The 18,493-nt window shown below is 32.7% G+C and carries 18 protein-coding genes and 1 pseudogene; 9 read left to right on the top strand and 10 right to left on the bottom strand.

From position 1 onward, the window contains the following. Positions 1–64: 64 nt before the first annotated feature. A complete protein-coding gene (hsdR, locus tag AB1280_RS00555; RefSeq protein WP_429754557.1) occupies positions 65–3,271 on the bottom strand; it encodes a type I restriction-modification system endonuclease in 3,207 nt (1,068 codons plus the stop codon). Between the two features lie 322 nt (positions 3,272–3,593). On the opposite strand from hsdR, the gene AB1280_RS00550 reads away from it, so the two are divergent. Continuing rightward, entirely contained in the window at positions 3,594–4,196 is a 603-nt protein-coding gene (locus tag AB1280_RS00550; RefSeq protein WP_429754556.1) for a hypothetical protein, read from the top strand. Between the two features lie 274 nt (positions 4,197–4,470). Here AB1280_RS00550 and AB1280_RS00545 read toward each other — a convergent pair whose 3' ends face one another. After that, a complete protein-coding gene (locus AB1280_RS00545) occupies positions 4,471–4,833 on the bottom strand; it encodes a hypothetical protein (protein ID WP_429754555.1) in 363 nt (120 codons plus the stop codon). A gap of 93 nt (positions 4,834–4,926) precedes the next feature. Between AB1280_RS00545 and AB1280_RS00540 the strand changes: the two genes are divergently transcribed. Then, on the top strand, positions 4,927–5,478 hold the full coding sequence (locus AB1280_RS00540) for a hypothetical protein (protein ID WP_429754554.1): 552 nt from the start codon (positions 4,927–4,929) through the stop codon (positions 5,476–5,478). A 199-nt stretch (positions 5,479–5,677) separates the two neighbouring features. On the opposite strand, the gene AB1280_RS00535 is transcribed toward AB1280_RS00540, so the two are convergent. Both AB1280_RS00535 and AB1280_RS00530 read right to left on the bottom strand, forming a co-directional pair. Further along, complete coding sequence (locus AB1280_RS00535) at positions 5,678–6,601, bottom strand: hypothetical protein (RefSeq protein ID WP_429754553.1); 924 nt, start codon at positions 6,599–6,601, stop codon at positions 5,678–5,680. Positions 6,602–6,733: 132 nt separating this feature from the next. Further along, positions 6,734–7,759 (bottom strand): hypothetical protein, encoded by a 1,026-nt coding sequence (locus AB1280_RS00530; RefSeq protein WP_429754552.1) that lies wholly within the window; start codon positions 7,757–7,759, stop codon positions 6,734–6,736. A gap of 392 nt (positions 7,760–8,151) precedes the next feature. On the opposite strand from AB1280_RS00530, the gene AB1280_RS00525 reads away from it, so the two are divergent. The 3 genes from AB1280_RS00525 (at position 8,152) to AB1280_RS00515 (ending at position 10,919) form a co-directional block, all read left to right on the top strand. After that, the gene (locus AB1280_RS00525; RefSeq protein WP_429754551.1) at positions 8,152–8,355 is read left to right on the top strand and encodes a hypothetical protein; all 204 of its coding nucleotides are present in this window, start codon (positions 8,152–8,154) and stop codon (positions 8,353–8,355) included. A 163-nt stretch (positions 8,356–8,518) separates the two neighbouring features. Then, entirely contained in the window at positions 8,519–8,977 is a 459-nt protein-coding gene (locus AB1280_RS00520) for a Panacea domain-containing protein (protein ID WP_429754550.1), read from the top strand. A 58-nt stretch (positions 8,978–9,035) separates the two neighbouring features. After that, on the top strand, positions 9,036–10,919 hold the full coding sequence (locus AB1280_RS00515; RefSeq protein WP_429754549.1) for a hypothetical protein: 1,884 nt from the start codon (positions 9,036–9,038) through the stop codon (positions 10,917–10,919). A 67-nt stretch (positions 10,920–10,986) separates the two neighbouring features. Here AB1280_RS00515 and AB1280_RS00510 read toward each other — a convergent pair whose 3' ends face one another. From AB1280_RS00510 to AB1280_RS00500, 3 genes are all read right to left on the bottom strand, one after another. Next, the gene (locus AB1280_RS00510; RefSeq protein ID WP_429754548.1) at positions 10,987–11,709 is read right to left on the bottom strand and encodes a hypothetical protein; all 723 of its coding nucleotides are present in this window, start codon (positions 11,707–11,709) and stop codon (positions 10,987–10,989) included. A 134-nt stretch (positions 11,710–11,843) separates the two neighbouring features. Further along, on the bottom strand, positions 11,844–12,257 hold the full coding sequence (locus AB1280_RS00505; RefSeq protein WP_429754547.1) for a hypothetical protein: 414 nt from the start codon (positions 12,255–12,257) through the stop codon (positions 11,844–11,846). Between the two features lie 4 nt (positions 12,258–12,261). Further along, the gene (locus tag AB1280_RS00500) at positions 12,262–12,645 is read right to left on the bottom strand and encodes a hypothetical protein (protein WP_429754546.1); all 384 of its coding nucleotides are present in this window, start codon (positions 12,643–12,645) and stop codon (positions 12,262–12,264) included. Between the two features lie 105 nt (positions 12,646–12,750). Here AB1280_RS00500 and AB1280_RS00495 point away from each other — a divergent pair, with 105 nt between their 5' ends. Then, complete coding sequence (locus AB1280_RS00495; RefSeq protein ID WP_429754545.1) at positions 12,751–13,182, top strand: hypothetical protein; 432 nt, start codon at positions 12,751–12,753, stop codon at positions 13,180–13,182. 334 nt (positions 13,183–13,516) lie between these two features. Here AB1280_RS00495 and AB1280_RS00490 read toward each other — a convergent pair. The 3 genes and pseudogenes from AB1280_RS00490 to comGA form a co-directional block, all read right to left on the bottom strand. Beyond that, a pseudogene (locus tag AB1280_RS00490) lies at positions 13,517–13,615 on the bottom strand (prepilin-type N-terminal cleavage/methylation domain-containing protein); the annotation flags it as partial. 12 nt (positions 13,616–13,627) lie between these two features. Beyond that, positions 13,628–14,668 carry a competence type IV pilus assembly protein ComGB gene (gene comGB / locus AB1280_RS00485; RefSeq protein WP_429757248.1) on the bottom strand — a complete coding sequence of 347 codons (1,041 nt, stop codon included), beginning with the start codon at positions 14,666–14,668 and terminating at the stop codon, positions 13,628–13,630. Then, positions 14,655–15,698: a competence type IV pilus ATPase ComGA gene (gene comGA / locus AB1280_RS00480; RefSeq protein ID WP_429754544.1), complete on the bottom strand. Its 1,044-nt coding sequence runs from the start codon at positions 15,696–15,698 to the stop codon at positions 14,655–14,657. Before comGA ends, comGB begins: the two co-directional genes overlap by 14 nt. A gap of 215 nt (positions 15,699–15,913) precedes the next feature. Here comGA and AB1280_RS00475 point away from each other — a divergent pair, with 215 nt between their 5' ends. The 3 genes from AB1280_RS00475 to AB1280_RS00465 all read left to right on the top strand — a co-directional run bounded on the left by AB1280_RS00475 (position 15,914) and on the right by AB1280_RS00465 (position 18,470). Next, positions 15,914–16,612: a helix-turn-helix transcriptional regulator gene (locus tag AB1280_RS00475; protein ID WP_272186849.1), complete on the top strand. Its 699-nt coding sequence runs from the start codon at positions 15,914–15,916 to the stop codon at positions 16,610–16,612. A gap of 114 nt (positions 16,613–16,726) precedes the next feature. Then, positions 16,727–16,969, top strand: coding sequence for a DUF2626 domain-containing protein (locus tag AB1280_RS00470; protein ID WP_035429676.1), 243 nt, complete (start codon positions 16,727–16,729; stop codon positions 16,967–16,969). Positions 16,970–17,075: 106 nt separating this feature from the next. Next, a complete protein-coding gene (locus AB1280_RS00465; RefSeq protein ID WP_429754543.1) occupies positions 17,076–18,470 on the top strand; it encodes an L-cystine transporter in 1,395 nt (464 codons plus the stop codon). Positions 18,471–18,493 lie beyond the last annotated feature (23 nt).

The raw sequence follows: 18,493 nt of genomic DNA, 5'->3' as shown, positions 1-18,493 counted from the left end.
AGTTCATTTATCATAACCTTACCTATTGTAACCTAAAAAGTACCCCTGTGAAGAGGCACTTTCATTAACTAACATACAAATTCTCATTAATTGTATAAACTATATTATCAATCATATCACCAAACTCACGCTTTAACAGACTGTATCCTCCATGACTTCTAAAGGGTTCCTCAGAAAATGCATCTTCTGGTGTTGGTGCGAGAACGGGTACTTGAAGCAGTTGTTTTTCAATACGCTCCAACCATTTTTTCTGTCTTGGTGTCCAATTATGAAGTGAGTGTACTTTTTGCATCGCTTGTTTAATTCGAGATTCATGATCAACAAGAGCTTCACCTAAGGCTGCTTGGCGAATGAAGCTAATAATATCCGCTGCAATCTCCTCATTTTTTGCTTGCTTCCACGCTGTTCGTAAGTGAGATTGCTTAAATCCTTTTGTTTCTAAAATTGTTATTAACTCTCGTAAACCTTGTCTGGTTAAATCTCTTGGTCTTGTACACACAAGATGTAGTGCTGGAATTTCATTCATGTTCTCTTGGATAAACTGTACAAATCCATCTAAATAATCTTCAGGACGACTATTACCTTCTCCGTATCCACGAATGACTTCTGTCACCGCATCTTCTTTATTAGAGATATACCGCTTTTCCCCCTCTGTTCGATATGTTTCTATATATTTAAACAACATTGCATGTTGTTTTGCATCTTGCGATGTACAAGATTGCATATCTTTTGCCCATTCATCAACACTTTTTCCCTTTGAAAGTTCTTCAAATTTTTGTTTTCCCTCTTCATCTAGACGCTGCTTACGACGCTGAATTTTGGCAACTAACTGATCACGATAAAAATTTGTTTCTTCTTCCGTTTCAGCGTTTGTAAACGATTCGTATAGTTCTCCGATACTATAATTTTGTTTTTTCACAACAGGTTTCATTTCTGTATAACTTTGCAGTTTATCATAAATACCAACCGCATCATAAATATTAAAATGTGTTTTTGCAATTTCAGGACAAAGTCGAGTTGCACGTCCAAGCATTTGATCATATAAAATACGAGACTGCACACGTCTTAAAAATACTAAATTTGTAATAGACGGAACATCAATACCCGTAGTCAATAGGTCTACTGTTACAGCTACATTTGGTAATCGTTCATTTTTAAAACGTTTGATTGCATCCAAAGGTTTATATATAGAACCTGTAATCTTAACAATCGCATCATCTTCTACTTCATCCCCAAACTCTTGGAATGCCTCTTTTAATAAGCGAACCACTAGATCTGCATGTTGGTTTGTTGCCGCAAAAATAAGTGTTTTTTCTTTTCCAGTTGGGTCAATGTATTCGGCAAGTTTTGTTAACACCGCTCGATTGAATGGTTCTGTGATTACTCGTTTATTAAACTGTTCAACCTCAAAATGAACGGTATCTTCCATTTTCTCTAGTTGAACTTCTCTACTATCAACATCGTATACTTCCACTTCTTCATCTTTTTCAAATGTAATTCCTACTTTGGCAAGCTCTGTCTGAAATAAATATGGTGGTTCGTGGTCCACTAAATATCCATCTAAAACGGCTTCACTGTAAGAATACTTAAAAATCGGCATTCCAAAGATTTCAGTTGTATGAAGTGCTGGTGTTGCTGTAAGTCCTAAACAAGCTGCATCAAAATAATCGATAACACGGCGATATTGGCTAATATAATCGTTTTGGTCACGGAACAACAACTCTTCCTCTGACATTTCACGGTCACTTGTGTATCCGCGATGTGCTTCATCTACAATAATAAAATCATATTGCCCTACAGATGGAAGTCGTTCGTTCTCATTGTAAAACAACCTTCTAACCATTCCTTGCACAGTTGCAATATGTACCTTCGTTTCAACTTCTGGCGTCATATCTTCTAATGACTTTACATCATATATATCAGCAAATGAATATCCTTCTATTTTCGTATCTTTTAAAGCATCTTCGGTCTGTCTTCCAAGGGAACTACGGTCTACTAAAAACAGAATACGACGACACTTCTTCGATTTAATTAGACGATACATAAGTGCAATAGCTGTACGAGTCTTTCCGGTGCCGGTTGCCATTGCAATTAACATTCGCCTCTTTCCTTCCTTTAATCCAGCTTCAGCCGCCAAAACTGCTTTTTGCTGGTAGTGACGCAAACTAAACTTTGTAATTTCCTCTTCTTCTAACCGTTTGTTTGCCTCTTTGTCATCTTGACTAAGAAGTAGTTGTAAATCATCAGGAGAATGCCAAGATTCTAATGGGCGGGCATGCTCTAAAGGCTTGCGTGAATCCCAAAACCATATTCCTGACTCTTCTTTCAACTGCCTTAAATATGGTCGTCCATTTGTTGCGTATAAAAATGGTACCTTGTATGCACCAGTTGTTGGGATAATCACTTCATCTTCATGTTGAATCACCTGTTTTGCATACGTTTTCGTTTGACTTTCTAACGCTCCAGGAATGGTTTTTTTCTCTGCTTTTGCTTCAATAAAGCCAACAAGCTTCAGTCCAATAAATAGTGCATAATCAACTCTTCCGCCATCAACCTTCCATTCAGCGATTGCCATGTTACGATTTTTTTCTGGAAGCGTGCCCTTTTTATGATGGTTAAGTGTTGTCGTATCCGCTTCCCACCCTGCAGAGCGCAGCTTTTCATCAATAATCGTACGCGTTTCTGCTTCTGTTAATTGATGACGACGCATAAAGTTTTTTGATATCTTTTTACGTTCAACTTTTACATCGGTTGCTTCATCTTCAGCTTTCTTACGAACTCTTTCTAATTCTTCTTCCAGTTTCTTTACTTTCTCTTCATATTCTTTCTGCAAATTCGTAGAATCAATTACTTCTTTCTGTTCAAGTTCTATATACTCTGGCTCTTTAAAGTCCCAATCACCATACACTTCCATAAACCAAATTGACAGACGGAATGCTAAACGAACCATTAGTTTTGCTTCTTCTGTTTTACCATAACCTGCTTCGTGAACAGCATGGTTTCCTCTACGACGAAGCGTTTCAAACATATCTATTAATTCAGGTTCTAATAACCCTTCTCTACGTAAAGTATTAATACGATCTACTTGCGTCGTACCATGGGCTTCACGAATATTTTCAGATGCTAAAATAAACTTCGTTAGTGTTTCTCCAAACAAACGAAGCTTCATTAATGTTGTATGCGGATCATGATATACGTTTCTCTCTGCTGTCTCCCCTAAGTTAGCAAGTACATCCCATTTCCCACAAAAAAATGAAAAGTTGCTAGTCATATTTATCACCATCTTCTTAAAGGTTGTATGTATTAATTATACCTCATATTCTAGGAAAATGGTGGTAAATACCTCAGTATGTTAAAGGAAACAATTAAGATGTGATTCATGATAGAAAACTAATAAAAAACATTTTCCAGATTACTTATTGATGCAAAAACACTACTTATTTTCTTTATAATTAAAATATTCATTTTTAACTTTTCCACTTACTTCTTATATTAAAAGGTTTATTATGTTAAAATTAGGTAATATATAAGACTTTTAAATTATTCACTATATAACCTCTTGAATATTAATCTTATAAAGGACGGAAAAAATTATGGCAAAAATACCAATAAAACCAATAGTCAATAATGTAAAAACACACGGACCAAAAGTTTGGACATTTATAAAAGAGAATGGAAAAGATATTGCTAAAGTAGCAGGTGTTATCGGTTCTGGGGCGAAAATGGTCCATAGTGTGAATAAAAAAAGAAAAGAAAATCAAAATACTTCGAGCAAAGTTCATTATCGGAAAGCTCGATTTAATGAGTATAAATCAAATATCTTAAAATCCTTAGATGTAAAAAAAAGAGCCGAACTTTTCCAATACAAATTAGAGGTCGAAAAATTCATCGAACAGATTAAAAATGAAGAGCGCAAGGAGATAATTGTAAAAAAACCTCTTCATTCGAAAAGAATAAATACTTGGAGTAGTATCCTCATACAAATCCACGACACAATACAGATAAAGGATTATCAAGAATATTTAAAGGTATGCAATAAGTCCGACTACCACAGTGATTATTTCGAGGGCTTTGAAGGGTATGTTGATAAATTTAAACTTCTTTTAAACAATGGAATTTCTGAAAAGGTATACGAATACTTGGCAAAACAAACTAATATAGATATCGAGAAAATCAAAAAAGATTTTGTAATATAATTTTCCAATCTCCTATTAAGTCCCTTAAAGATAATAATTATAGCCATCAAACATGACAAAAATCTAGAATCATTTTAAATCTTAAATATAGTATTTCAAACTCTACTATAGATAAAGAAGAGGGGAATATCTAAATTTAATGCAATTGAAAAACCGAGAAACGTTGTAAAAACAATGTTTCTCGGTTTTATATTGTGTAATGTTTCACTAACAAAACGTAAAAAATACATACTCAATATCTTCTTCATATGCAAAATTTTTATATTAGGCTTCCTTAATGGACATCGATATCAAAATTAAATTTAATCTCTTCCTTAATTTTATTTCTTCTTACTTCATTCAAAGAAGTATATACTGTCAAATCATATAACAATTGCAAAAGTTCTTCTTTTGAATTGAAACATTCTTTTTTCCATTTTTGCATATTCATCTCGATTTGTTTTATCGCATCTTCTCTAGTTATGAAAAGATTGCTTTTCCAATCCCAACTTTCATCTGCCTCTTTTATACCGAATTTATCTTGAAACGCCCAATTTGAATATATGTTTTCTCCTTGAATCACTTTTCTTTCAAATATAGTATCTCCTCTTTCAACAAAGTATACCCTTTGTCCAATCGTTATCTTGATTTCCTTCATGACGATCCCTCCAATATTTTTTAAAATTTATTTTGAAAAAAACATTTATTTCCTTCAAAATAAATGTAAATAAATTAAAAAGGAGTAAATGAAATGAACTTTCCTAACACTTGGGAGGAGTATACTTCTCAATATCTAGAAATGACAAGAAACCTTATTCAGAATAATCAAATCAATAAAGATTTAATTATTCCAACTATGTATATTGCAAGGCATTATATTGAATTACGTACTAAAATGATTGCTAAAATAGCAAAAGTTGTTAATGGTGGAAACGCTCAAAAAGTTCAAGGACATGATTTGAAAACATTATGGAATGAGTCATCTGGCTTAATAATACAAATGCTAAGTATGAATGTTTTATATGAATCTGCCGTACAAGAACAACTTCGACATATAAAAAAATTTATTGAAAACAGAACTGATTGGGATAATAATTCCATGGCATTAAGATATCCCTACAACCTTCAAGGTATAGCTTATAACCTTACAGATGATGTTGAATCGTTTATCGTAGATTGGAAGAATTGTATGGAGGCATTGGAGTATATTTACAACCAAATCGTTTCAGATATTAGAAACAGTAAAATACACTTGGATAATAATCAAATAACTAATCTTCACAATAATGGTATAATCATTTAATGTACTAAAATAAGTTGTATTACAAACAGCTCGTTTTATATATAACTATTACATCAATATGTGTTTTCGTTTATTTTCACCAACAATTCAATAACAGTCAGTTCGAAGGTGAATGATAAAAGAATAATAATGTATAGAAAAAGCTCCATTTCGGAGCTTTTTCTTTTCCTAAAAAACAATAATATTTATAAAAGAAATCTTATAACATCATTACTTCGTGAATTTTCAAATAAATATTCCCTGTTTGAGAAGCATGTCTTCTTTTTAATGATAGCAGTTGGACCAAATCAATTCTATTTTCCAATACAGCCATTAAATCACTGCCATCCATAAGGATCATGGTCTTCCTACCAGCCGAATGAGTAATCACAGCATTTTCTGAAAACCCATTTATTGATAAAAAAAGCCCTAGTGTATTATCTAACTTTCTTGTAATTTTACTACTAAAAGCATCTAAATCTTGAATCCCTGTTAATCCCTTTTGCCACTTTGCTTCAAAAAGGTAATCAGTGTTATCGAAAGTAAATGCCCCATCAATTTGTTCACCTTGAGTTCTAAACGAAGATTTAGGATCAAGATCATATAAAATAAACAATTCTTTTATAATTTTTTCTAATTCATATCCCCTAGCATGAAAATCAACCGATGTGATAAGTTGAAGATATTGATTATTTAATTCGCTTAATTTCTCATTTATAGCCTGTTTTTTTAATCTTTGATCTTGAGCTTTTTTTCGTCTTTCTTCAATTCTTTTTTGTTCTGTCACCAGTGACTCATGAGATTTATATAACTTTTCTAACGCTTTGACAGATTCAATTGCTACTTCGGCTTTTTCTTTACCATCTTCTAATCTAGCTAGATGACTAAAGTCTTTCATCCTCACTATATCAGACATAAAAAAAAGTAAAACATCCATATATTCTTCCTGATTGCTCGCTAAATAATCAATCAACCTCGACACTATATTCCGTTTATAGTCATTCCAGTTTAATTTATTTAAAATTTCTGGCTCACTAAGACTATGAAACAAATAACTTTTTAAATCTTTTTTAAACCAATATACAGATGTTAAAGCTTCTTTTAAAGCATTGATAGCTGCTGGCGAAATCACCTTCTTTGCCAATATCAATCACCTTCTTACAAAAAATAGATCTCTTATCATACGTATTTATAAAAAAAGCAATTTCTAATCTCAATCTTTTCAGTTTAGAATTATTTATTGATTAGGTTGGGAATGCATTTCAATTATTCTATTTTAGTTTCCCCATCTTTGCTCTGTTAAAAAAGCATACGCCAAAGGTGTACTTATAATATCTTGTTGATTTTTTTGTACTTTTTTTATCGAGTTAATTATGGTACTAATAATAGATATTCCAGCACCTGTAATAGCTAAATCCGTTCCAGTCTTTACAGCATTCGCCATAGCAAGAGCACCTACGGTCATTTGGCTAAATGTGGCGCTATCAAACACATGCCATTTTTCTTTCATCTTTTCTGAAAGAGATCTCTTTTCATCTTCAATATCTTTTATCAAATTTCCCAACATTTCATCCTTCAAATGATCTGGCGCTGCGTCTATATATAATAATTCTCGTTCTATATACTTACGAAAATCTTTTAGTTGTTTTTCGTTTCTTTGTTTGAAAGTATAAAGTTCACTTACATTAGCGATTTTTTCTGGTGTAGGGAACGCCTTATTTATAATTGTTCTCCTAAATATTTCTCTATTGATTAAGTTTTTTTGCATTTGAGTATCCGCTATTGATATTTCCCCTCCCATATACGCCATGTTATCTGTTATAGGTCGACTCCCTATTTTTTGAGCAATTAATGTTGCTAAATAGAACATAAAGGCATTAGCTACCTCTGGATGCATACAAAACCAAGCGTCTTCTCGAACTGCCAACCCTCTATCTACTAATTCAAAACCTATTCTATCCATTTTTTCTAAATGTATTTGTGTAAGACCTTTTAATTTTTCATTTTCTCCTAGAGTTTTATCCCATCTATACTCATTTCTTTCCGTTCCGTACCTAGTATCCACATATGATAAGAAATCCTCTTGGAAATCCGGAATATTATAAATATGATTCATTGGCATAATCGGTCTCACTAGTTCCGCCTCTAGAAGCTCAGTCATATGAGCCCCATCAAATAAATCTGGATTCCGTAAATAATGCTCCGGTGTAATCGTATCTATGGTGTCCCAATACAGTAATGATTTATAAAACCAAGGTGTTGCACGAATAGATATGTATGGAAAATATAACAAACTGTCCAAATTTATCACCCTTTTATATATACTTTATTGCTGTTATTCCACTTGGAAACTTCATTTTTCCATTCAAATATACCTCTAAATTACTTCTGAATATCCTTATAATACCAGAAGGACTAATTAAATTCATTTGATCTACAAGAAAAAGAATCTGAAACTTCAATTTCCCTCCTGAAAACCGTGCTATAAAATTTGTGCTTCATTTCAATCTTTTGTACTTCTAAAGTGAACCTGCTACTAAATAATAACTTTTTGTTTTTCTAGTATGAAATTTCAAATTTTACTAAATGAAAATTGAAATTCTAGTAACAAAATTTAAGTTTCATATTTTTTACAAGCAATGCAAACTAAATTAATATAGCGATGTATTTATAATAAAAGGAGGTCGTAATAAAATGTCAAAAGATTTTCTAGTTACATTTCATTTAAAAAGAGGACAAATACAACTGATTATTTTTGAACAAAATTTAAGTGTTTTACAAAAACGATTGTGGAAAGATATTTTAGATCAAAATATTATTTTTTTAGAAATTGGCGGAAACGTAATATTCACAAAGTATATTAAAGGTTTTGATATTAAACAAATTAATAATATATGATTTTATAAACCTAACGTTCAAATTCCATAATGTTACACTTGATATATATCAAAAATCACTGTTTTTGAAGAAGAAATCCGTCCCTTCTTATACAAAACACATCAAGAATGAGTGACATTTCACCACTTTTATTATAAAATTAATTAAAGAGAGGAGGGATTTTATGCCAAAAGCAAAAGATGTTGCCAAATATTTATTAAGCTTAAGTAAGCCGAATACTCCATGGTCTATCACACCTCTTAAACTTCAAAAATTGGTTTATTATTCCCAAGGCTGGCATATGGCAATGAACAATGGAAAACCCCTCTTTGATGATAACCTTTTAGCTTGGGAACACGGACCTGTAGTATCAGAACTTTATTATGACTATAAAAATTATGGCTATTTAACCATCTCACCAGAACCTTTTAGTAACACGAATAACAAAAGGAAAAGGATTTTTAGCGATAATCAACTAGAAATTTTAGATGCTGTTTGGGAAGCGTACGGCGAGTATGATGGGAAGTATCTAGAAGAACTAACACATCAAGAAGAACCTTGGCTAACTACTCCTAAGAATGAGATTATAAAGAAAGAAAAGATTAAAAAATTTTTTTCTCGTTTAATTGAAGAACCTGTATAACATCTTTTAAAGAGGCGAATTTTCTCGTCTCTTTTTTATTCAAAGGAGAACTGCTTATATGTTTAATTTGAAAGAAAAAGTTAAAAATCATATACCAAATGATTTTAAAGATAAAATAGGAAGAATATTATCTTTCACGAAGACCGCTCGAATATATATAAGTGCTCTCTTTAAAAGAAAACTCTTTTCAGATAGTACATATTGGTACTTTATATTATTATATATATTTTGCTTAGCCATATATTTTTTCACTCCGCCAATTACAAAAGCAGTTTCTGATTCTTTGAAATCTTCTATAGAACAAATACTTTCAATTATTGGTTTTCAAGAATTTGGAGACAAAACAATCAGATACATAATCTTGACCACAACGAATTCATTGGGATTAATCTTATCATTTCTGTCTGCTATTTATGTATTCACCCATAGAGAACAGAAAAGTGTTTCGCCCTCTATGTCAAATGTTTCAAAAAAGAATGGTCTGGTTCTTATCGTTTTAGGAGTCGTTTTTTTTGCAATGTTGATAGGTCATACATTAGTAGCGAACTTTGACGCCTTAATGCAACAAAAAGAGAACCTTCACTATCACAATTTACATGTTACAAAGGTACTTTTTCTGAAAATTTCCCTTTGGGTAATTTCTGTTATTTACACAGTTATTTTTACTATCTCTCTCATAAAATATTTATTTTTTTCTATGAGCGTGGACAAGATGGTGAAAAGTTCCATAGGAGAAACATCTAAAAATATTGATGATTTAGTTATTTTTTACAGACACAAACGATTTGAAAGACTTTTTGAAAATCGTTATAAACAATTACACCATAATATTGAAAGTATTTTCCAAAACCTAAAGTTCATCGGTGACAACAACATGAACAAAGAATTTGAAGAAAATGTTTTAGCTTTGTCTCTCATAATAACTAAACTAAAGCAAGGGAATCAAAAACAACAAGTCCAAAACGTGGCAAGTTATTTATTAGAAAGGGATAAGGAGTATTTTCGAAAAATCTATACTTCTATGCTAAGAAACGCACTATCTTTAACTATCCACCTTTATAAAAATAGTCACTTTAATAAGGGAAAAAAACTAACGTCTCTTTATTTTTCACTCTATCTTGGTAATGAAGCAAGCCTTAGACGACATTTTATTTTAAGTTTAAATGAATTTTTGGATTCTCTAGACACTTCTAATGAAAGACAATTAAAGGATTTCTTGAATGGACTAAGACGCTTACCAGAGGAACAAACCTTGATTATATATAAAAATTTAATGTCAAAATTAATTCTTAAAAAAAATATTGAGGTTCTAACTAGTGTAGTATATGACTTTAAAGAACACATTATTGACAATGAGCAACAAAAAGCAGAAAGCAGTAATTCAACAGCTAGAATAATTGCAATTCAGAATCAAAATAAGTTAAAAAACAATGCTATCTTAATATTATTACAATGTCTAATCAAAACCATTGAAATTTCTCAGTACAACATTACAGGTTTTTTAGTGAAATACCTAGTAACAAACTTTAACGGAGATGAATTGAATAATGCTTATTATACGTTAAAATCAGCTCCCAAATCCTTCACAACCATTTTTGAACAAAGTAAAGAAAACGAAAATTTTAATGATGATACAGACATTGGTCTAGTTAGATTAAATGACGGTACATTTGATTATTGTTGTAAAAAAATGTGTATTCTTATTTATGGACAACAACAATTTGCTATAAGTGAAAAATTGTGGTTTATTAAGGAGCCAGAACAATATACAACACTATTTTCACTAGAAAATGAATTCGCGAACTGTACTTATTCAAATTACATTATTAAAAAATTAGAAAATGCTAATTCTAGATACGGTCTCCTATTTTTTAAAGACGAAAAGATAATTACTGATATCAAAGAAAAAATTCTTCCTGAACAATTTCAAGTTTCTGTATAATACATTACTTTCAAATAAAAGAAGGTGTCCTAAAGTTTATCCTTTCAAGACACCTTTTTATCATAAACTACTGTTTTTTACGTTTTCTAGAACGTAATACTGTTTTCTTATGAGTTACACTTATCTTTTCCTTCTTAAGATTTTCCTGTATGGATCCTTCTAACAAAGCAAGTTGAATAAGAAGTGAAATATCATGTAAATACGAACTAGAACCAAATTCTCTAACTTGTTTAAAAAACACTCCTAACATCCAAACAAAACCAATACATACTATATAAACCGCTATCAATGCCTGTGCATGTTGCTCCTTCCCCTCCCTTATTTCAAAAAATGCATAAGACAGTAATCCTGTAACTGGAATTGCAACAGATAATTGTCTTACAACCTCCACAAGAGGAATTTTTCGGTTATATTCTTCAGCCGCTATCTTTCTCTTTATAACTTCATCTAATCTTAACAACTGTTCATCAGTTGTAATTGAAAAATCCTCCTGCAACATTTTTCTAAACGGGCGAACATTATATCCAAGTGACTCTGAAGGATTTAACTTGAATGTTTTCTTTTTATATTCTTCTCCCCATATATAAAGTAGCAGAATATATATAGCAACACACACAATCAATGTCTCAAAGTTAAAATTCAAATAAACTAAATAAAAGCAGAAAATTGGAAGAGCGATAGTGGCTAAAAGGTATAGAATGATCCATTTGTTCATCTTTATATTTTGGAGAAAAGTGTTTTTAAATCCAAACCGCTTTTTATATTCTGTTAAAAGTTGATAAATAAACATTCAAATCATTCCTTGTGCTGTATTATTTTAGTTTATTATACATCGAACAAACTTTAAAATATATAAATACAAGGATGTTATTTGTTAATGGAAAAAGAATTCTCTAACGCTCTTTATGAATATGTGTTGTCTTACTATTTTTCGAAAGTGTAACCTTTATTTGCCTCAGCAAAAAACATATCCCAACGCTCATGAAATACCATACCCGTCACAGGCATTCCCATTCGGAATTTTAATGATATTTGAATATTTTTCTCATTCATAAGGGCATATAAGTGAATACTTTTGTACAAGAATTCGGCAGCTTGAATAGCAAATTGCATATGGGGTAATCGCTTTTGATTCGCAATTTCCCCACCTATTCCCATATCTCCCATTTCATGAATCGTAAATATTCTTGATTCGTTAGCTATTGTTACATTAACAAAATAACAGATAACAGGAATCTTATCAGATGCTAATTCTTTGATGGACCCCGCTTCTATTACACAACTTCCTTCATTCGGTAAAAATGAAAATAACTCATCTAACGATAAAAATTGATACATGGTATCACCTCATTTCCCAAGGAAGGTTATGTGAGAATTGTGGTTCTTCTATCGGTAAATTTGCAGAAAGAACTAATTTCAAATGATTTTTTCGCATCTCAATATATTTTTGTAAACACGTATACAAATATTCTGCAACTTGCACTGTAAATTGAACAGGAAACTTTCTTATTTCTTTTCCGTATCCAGCTAATCCAAAATTATCAATCGTTTTTAACACCAAAAACTCCCTTTGTATTCCTGCTTTTATACGGACAATATATTCTGCCTCATACGTTTCCCCTTCTATATTTGTAGCATTTAATATCGCTTGTATTTCACACACTTCATTATTCAAATCTTCAGAAATGCACGGTAATATATCTGCATATGGAATCATGCGATTCATAGTTTCGCCCCCCTTACTTATATTACTTTCATTCATGGCAACCTTTTTCATTTATTTTTTTCTGCACATTTGATTTAATGATAATTAAAAGGGAGGCAGATGTAATTGAAAGAAATAAAAGTTGACGTTACAAAAACGATGGATGCCTTTAGGCAAAAACTTGAAGGCATGTTCCAAGTAGGTATGGACTTAAAACCAACTACGAGTAATGATGACAAATGGCAGTTCAAAATTGAAAGCAAAAATGCCACTCTAGAATTCGATGTATGGTTCTATAATATCGGACACACTTACGATTATTCATTGAATCACAAAAAAAATGAAGATCCTGTCATCCGCATAAATTTTATTGAAGTTAAACCAACAAAAATTGGACTCGGAACAAAGGTTTATAATGAATTCGTTTCAATCTTACCTGATCAATATTTCAAACGTATACTTCTTGATGCCCAAGATAATGATTCACTCCAGTTTTGGTTATCGCTCGATTTCATTCAAGTGAACGGTACATATTACATGTATAAAGATTTAAAGTAAAAACAAATGCCCCTTCTTTGAACTGTACCCTATAAAATGGACAGTTTAATAAAGAGACCATAAAAAAAACAGCACTTAAGAGATGGTTTCGGTATTCTACCGGAGCCATCTTTTTTAGTGTCCATGATTCGGGGTACGGCTCAATTTAACGCTGACAACAGCTTTTTTTATTTCTATTTATACTTTACTAAGGTTAGTTTCTTATCTCGAATTTCATGAAAATTTTCTAGTTCATTATTTAGAATGAATTTATATAAAAAATTTACTTACTTTGGCTTTTATTTGCTCACTTTACCTTTTATTTACCTACTTTATTAGTTTATTTCCAACTTTATTGTAATTTAACATTTGGAATAATGAGCAGTAGTAACACAGAGATTACAACCATAACAAGCAACATTTCTAATAACGTAAATCCTTTTTCATTTTTCACAGAACACGCCTCCTAAATAGAATCCATCATTTGAAACATCGGCATAATCATCGCTAAATACATAAGCACAACCACCATTCCAATACATGCAAATAAAAGGGGCTGTATCACAAACAAAATACGATTAATTTTCTCTTCGATTTTTTCTATTGTCATTTCACTATAATCGGCAAGTTCAGTTGCTAAATTACCATTTGCTTGTCCATGTTTAATAATGTAAGCAAGCTCCCGTTCATAATAGGAACGATTCATCATAATAGAATCAAGATGCTCCCCTATTGTTAATAACTCCTGTATTTTGAGAGCTTCGCATTGAAAAAACAAATGATGCTTTTGCTCCTTCATTAAGGTTAGCGCTTCTAATATAGATAGCCCGCCTTGTAAAAGGCCGCTTAATTGGATTGCAAAGTAGTGTGAGTTCGTTAATTTAAAAAACATTTGTATAAGAGGTGCTCTCATACAAATATCCATTCTCGTAACTGGATGCAACCTCTTTACATACAGCATATATAGAAGAACTGCAGCACAAATTACAACAACAACGCCCCCCATAACATACGGAAGTGCTTGAATAACGGTTAAAATACTGTCTGTAAATGAAGTAGATGATCCACGAAGGGAACGGTATAAAGTAGAGAACTGCGGCAGAAGAACTAGATTAAATACAAGGAGAATCCCTAATAAAAACAAGGAAAGAACGAATGGATAGCGCAGCACTTTCATCATATTTTTTTGATGTTTATCTTTTCTGCTGAGGAGTGAGCTCCCTTGCTGCAAGGCAAAGGCAATATCACCATGCCGCTCTGCATAAAATAAATAACTTAAAATATCGGGATGAAATGCAAGTTTATCAAACACATCATGTAAACTGCTTCCCTTTTTAAATTCTTCAGCAGCATCTTGAAGCTGCACTTGTTTACGCGGGGTTAAGTGAAAATGCAAAAACTCTAATGCATGTAATAAAGAATATCCTTTCTCTAAAAGTTCGCCAAGCCTTCGAAGTAGCAATGCTTGTTCATGTAAGCGCCACTTTTCTTTCTTACACATAAACATCTTCTTCAATAAACCCTAGTGCATATCCTTTTCTTAATTCATCTTGAAGCGTTGTATATTGATACGTTGCTTGTTTTCCATTTGCTTCATAAATGACTTCTTTTAATTCATCACCGTACAATAATTCATAAATGCTCGCTCGGCGTACGTGACGCATTTTTTTACATAACGGTGAGCATTTCCCTTTACAAAATGGACATTTTAATTCCACTAGTCGCTGCGCCGCTACCGCTAGTAGCGATTGTTCAATTTCTAAGAGTGTAATACCATAATCCATTAAACGTAGCACTGCACTCTTCGCATCATTCGTATGCAATGTTGTCATAACTAAATGTCCCGTCAAACTTGCTCGAACCGCCACCTTTGCTGTTTCTTCATCTCGGATCTCTCCCACTAATATAATATCTGGGTCATGACGTAAAATCGCTTTTAATCCAGTTGCATACGTAATACCTGCTTTTTCATTAATTTGAATTTGTAATAGTCCATCCTTTTTCTTCTCAACTGGATCTTCTAGTGTCACAATGCGGCGAGTCTGCTCCTTCTTTGCTACTTCTAAAAGGGCATACATCGTTGTCGTTTTTCCAGAGCCGGTCGGACCTGTAAAAATTATTAATCCATGCGAATGATGTAAAAAAGAGAGAAGTGTTTTTGCGGAATTTGGGAATAATGAGAGATGAGAGAGGTTCGGAACCGTAGTTTGTAAATGCAACCGAATAACGAGACTTTCATGATGCACAGTTGGCAAAGTAGAAAGACGTAAATATACCTCCTCATCATCAACTTTCATCTGCAATGAACCATTTTGCGGCTTTCTCCTTTCACCAATATCCATAGCTGCTAAAAACTTAAAGTGTGATACAAGTCGGTCACAAAATTCTTTTGAAGTATGATGCTTTGTTACTAAGTCTTTTCCAATACGCAATTGTACAACTGCATCTTCATGACGCGGCACAATATGAAGATCTGATGCCCGCAACCTACATGCTTCTTTCATAATTGTGTCAGCAAATTGTTCGACAGCATTCACTGTTATCGCCTCCTTACTCTTTATATATCACGACCATCATGAAAAGAAAAATAGCGAAGTTTCTATTTTCATGGCGATATTTTCTAATTTTACATACCTAAAAAGTTTGTGAAATTATGAACAATTAATGAATCATTGCCCAAAAACATGTTATACAACGTTATCTATATTATAATATTGTTATCTCAGATAAACCGATAAAGGTGGCGATCCTCATGGAACAAGCTTTAAAAATTACAAACGTACTTTCTGATCCAACACGCTATTATATTTATAAATATATTTCTCAAAAACACACGGAGGTTACCGTACAAGAAATTGCTGACGAATTTGATATTCATCCGAATGTTGCGCGTTTACATCTTTCAAAGCTAGAAGATGTAAATATGTTAAAATCAGAAACAAAAAAAACAGGTAAAGGCGGTAGACCTAGCCGGTTATATGTCTTATCAGATGATGTCATTCAACTGCAATTTCCGTTTCGCGATTATCAATTGTTAGCACAAATTGCTTGCAATACATTACTTAGCTTAGGTGAAGTTGGTGAAAAAGCACTTTATGCAACGGGTAAAAAGTTTGGTAAAGAATTAATGGAACAACAGCTAAATCGCTTAAACATTAATGAAAATGAATTAACGGTTGAACAAAAAGTACAAATTGCCAAAGAAGCTTTAACAACAGCGGGCTTATCTCCAGAATTTGAATTAAGCACCGATGGATCAAAAATTTTCTATGACGTATACAATTGTCCATTTAAAGAAGTTGCCATTCATCATCCAAAAGAAGTTTGTAACATGCACGTCGATATGATGAAAGGGATCTTTGAAGTGCTATTTCCGAACATGGAATTAGCACGTAATGATAATATGTTCGAAACAGGTTGTAAGTCTTGTAATTATCATCTTCATGTGTAAAATAAGAAGCCAGATTATACTGGCTTCTTATTATTTTGTAAATGTTTACAATAGTTAGAAAAGTGCATTATAATTAAGGAGAGTATTGAGTTCATACAAAGGGAGGGGAATGGGATGGAGCGCATGTTTCGCGTTCTCGGCTTTTGGACTGGTATTTTTTCCGTGATGTTTTACTTAGGGGATATGTATGGGGCAGCACTATTATTTTTAGGACAAACAGGATTTTTTGTACTTTTAAGCTATTTAAAATTAACAGAGCGCATGTACATTTATGTATTTGGCGCATATTTAACAGTCTTCTTCATTGGATTTACATACTATACGACATTCCTTCTTACACCAGGAGTTGGACATTAAGATGGCATACACGCCATCTTTTTTTATATCAACCTAATTCCATAGTTGACTTATAGGTTTTATTGGAATATATTTATTTGTAACAGATTTGAAGGGGGAAAACAGTATGAGTACATTGTTAGTTAGCATAAACGTCATGATTATGCTCCTATTACTCGGTGTATTGTATTATATGCAACGGAAACACCTTTCTTTTAACAAACGTGTATTTACCGCACTCGGACTCGGAATTATATTTGGACTTATTTTACAATTTTTTTATACACCAACTTCTGAAGTCATTATCCAGTCTAATAATTGGTTTAACTTAATCGGAAGTGGTTACGTTAAGTTATTACAAATGATTGTTATGCCACTTATTTTAGTTTCCATTATTTCAGCGTTTACAAAATTAAAATTAACTAGTAATCTTGGCAAAATTAGCGGTCTTATTATCGGCATTTTACTTCTTACAACTGGAATTGCTGCTGCAGTCGGAATTGCAACAAGTGCTGGTTTTGACTTACAAGCAACTGGCTTGCAGCAAGGGAGTGCAGAAACAACTCGCCTGAAATTAGTACAAGAAAAACTTACTTCTATTGAGCAAACACCCATCCCGCAAAAATTATTGGAATTACTTCCTGCAAATCCATTTCTAGATTTAACAGGTGCTCGTCCAACATCAACCATTTCTGTTGTCATTTTTGCAGCATTTATTGGGATCGCCTTCTTAGGAGTGAAAAAGAAATATCCAGAACAAGCGGAACAATTTAAAAATATACTAGATGCTGTATATGCAGTGGTCATGCGTATGGTCACATTAATTTTACGCCTTACCCCATACGGTGTACTTGCTCTTATGGCAAAAACAGTTTCTGGAAGTGATGTGCAAGCGATTTTAAAACTTGGTAATTTTGTTTTGGCATCTTATGTGGCACTTATTGTTATGTTTATTATTCACTTATTACTGATTGCCCTTTCTGGTTTAAACCCAGTGCAATATTTGAAAAAGGCATTTCCTGTTTTAACATTTGCGTTTACATCACGTTCAAGTGCAGGTATAATGCCATTAAATATTGAAGCGCAAAAAGAAAAATTCGGTGTTTCGGAAGGAATTGCAAACTTCGCTGCTTCCTTTGGTGTATCAATTGGTCAAAATGGATGTGCTGGTATTTATCCTGCTATGCTTGCCATGATGGTAGCGCCAACTGTTGGCATCGATCCATTGCAACCGCAATTTATCTTAACGTTAATCGCTGTTGTTGCAATTAGTTCATTTGGCGTTGCTGGTGTCGGAGGCGGAGCAACATTTGCAGCACTCATCGTACTTTCCACTATGAACTTACCAATTGAAATTGTCGCGTTATTAATTTCTGTTGAACCATTAATTGATATGGGACGCACAGCTTTAAACGTGAGCGGTTCTATGACAGCTGGACTTATTTCTAGCAAATGGCTTGGAGAGTTAGACACACATGTGTACAACGAAGTTGATAATAAAACTGAAGAAATTGCATTATAAAGTGAAACTTCCATTCGGAGGTA

The sequence above is a fragment of the Bacillus sp. S10(2024) genome, assembly GCF_050473865.1.
Taxonomy (GTDB): Bacteria; Bacillota; Bacilli; order Bacillales; family Bacillaceae_G; genus Bacillus_A.
The sequence above is the reverse complement of the archived record's forward strand: the minus strand, read 5'-3'. Positions and strand labels throughout refer to the sequence as shown.

Bases quoted from the DNA above. Each gene is read 5' to 3' on its own strand.
- hsdR (WP_429754557.1), bottom strand. From the start codon at position 3,271: ATGACTAGCAACTTTTCATTTTTTTGTGGGAAATGGGATGTACTTGCT.
- AB1280_RS00550 (WP_429754556.1), top strand. From the start codon at position 3,594: ATGGCAAAAATACCAATAAAACCAATAGTCAATAATGTAAAAACACAC.
- AB1280_RS00545 (WP_429754555.1), bottom strand. From the start codon at position 4,833: ATGAAGGAAATCAAGATAACGATTGGACAAAGGGTATACTTTGTTGAA.
- AB1280_RS00540 (WP_429754554.1), top strand. From the start codon at position 4,927: ATGAACTTTCCTAACACTTGGGAGGAGTATACTTCTCAATATCTAGAA.
- AB1280_RS00525 (WP_429754551.1), top strand. From the start codon at position 8,152: ATGTCAAAAGATTTTCTAGTTACATTTCATTTAAAAAGAGGACAAATA.
- AB1280_RS00520 (WP_429754550.1), top strand. From the start codon at position 8,519: ATGCCAAAAGCAAAAGATGTTGCCAAATATTTATTAAGCTTAAGTAAG.
- AB1280_RS00515 (WP_429754549.1), top strand. From the start codon at position 9,036: ATGTTTAATTTGAAAGAAAAAGTTAAAAATCATATACCAAATGATTTT.
- AB1280_RS00510 (WP_429754548.1), bottom strand. From the start codon at position 11,709: ATGTTTATTTATCAACTTTTAACAGAATATAAAAAGCGGTTTGGATTT.
- AB1280_RS00505 (WP_429754547.1), bottom strand. From the start codon at position 12,257: ATGTATCAATTTTTATCGTTAGATGAGTTATTTTCATTTTTACCGAAT.
- AB1280_RS00500 (WP_429754546.1), bottom strand. From the start codon at position 12,645: ATGAATCGCATGATTCCATATGCAGATATATTACCGTGCATTTCTGAA.
- comGB (WP_429757248.1), bottom strand. From the start codon at position 14,668: ATGTTTATGTGTAAGAAAGAAAAGTGGCGCTTACATGAACAAGCATTG.
- AB1280_RS00475 (WP_272186849.1), top strand. From the start codon at position 15,914: ATGGAACAAGCTTTAAAAATTACAAACGTACTTTCTGATCCAACACGC.
- AB1280_RS00470 (WP_035429676.1), top strand. From the start codon at position 16,727: ATGGAGCGCATGTTTCGCGTTCTCGGCTTTTGGACTGGTATTTTTTCC.
- AB1280_RS00465 (WP_429754543.1), top strand. From the start codon at position 17,076: ATGAGTACATTGTTAGTTAGCATAAACGTCATGATTATGCTCCTATTA.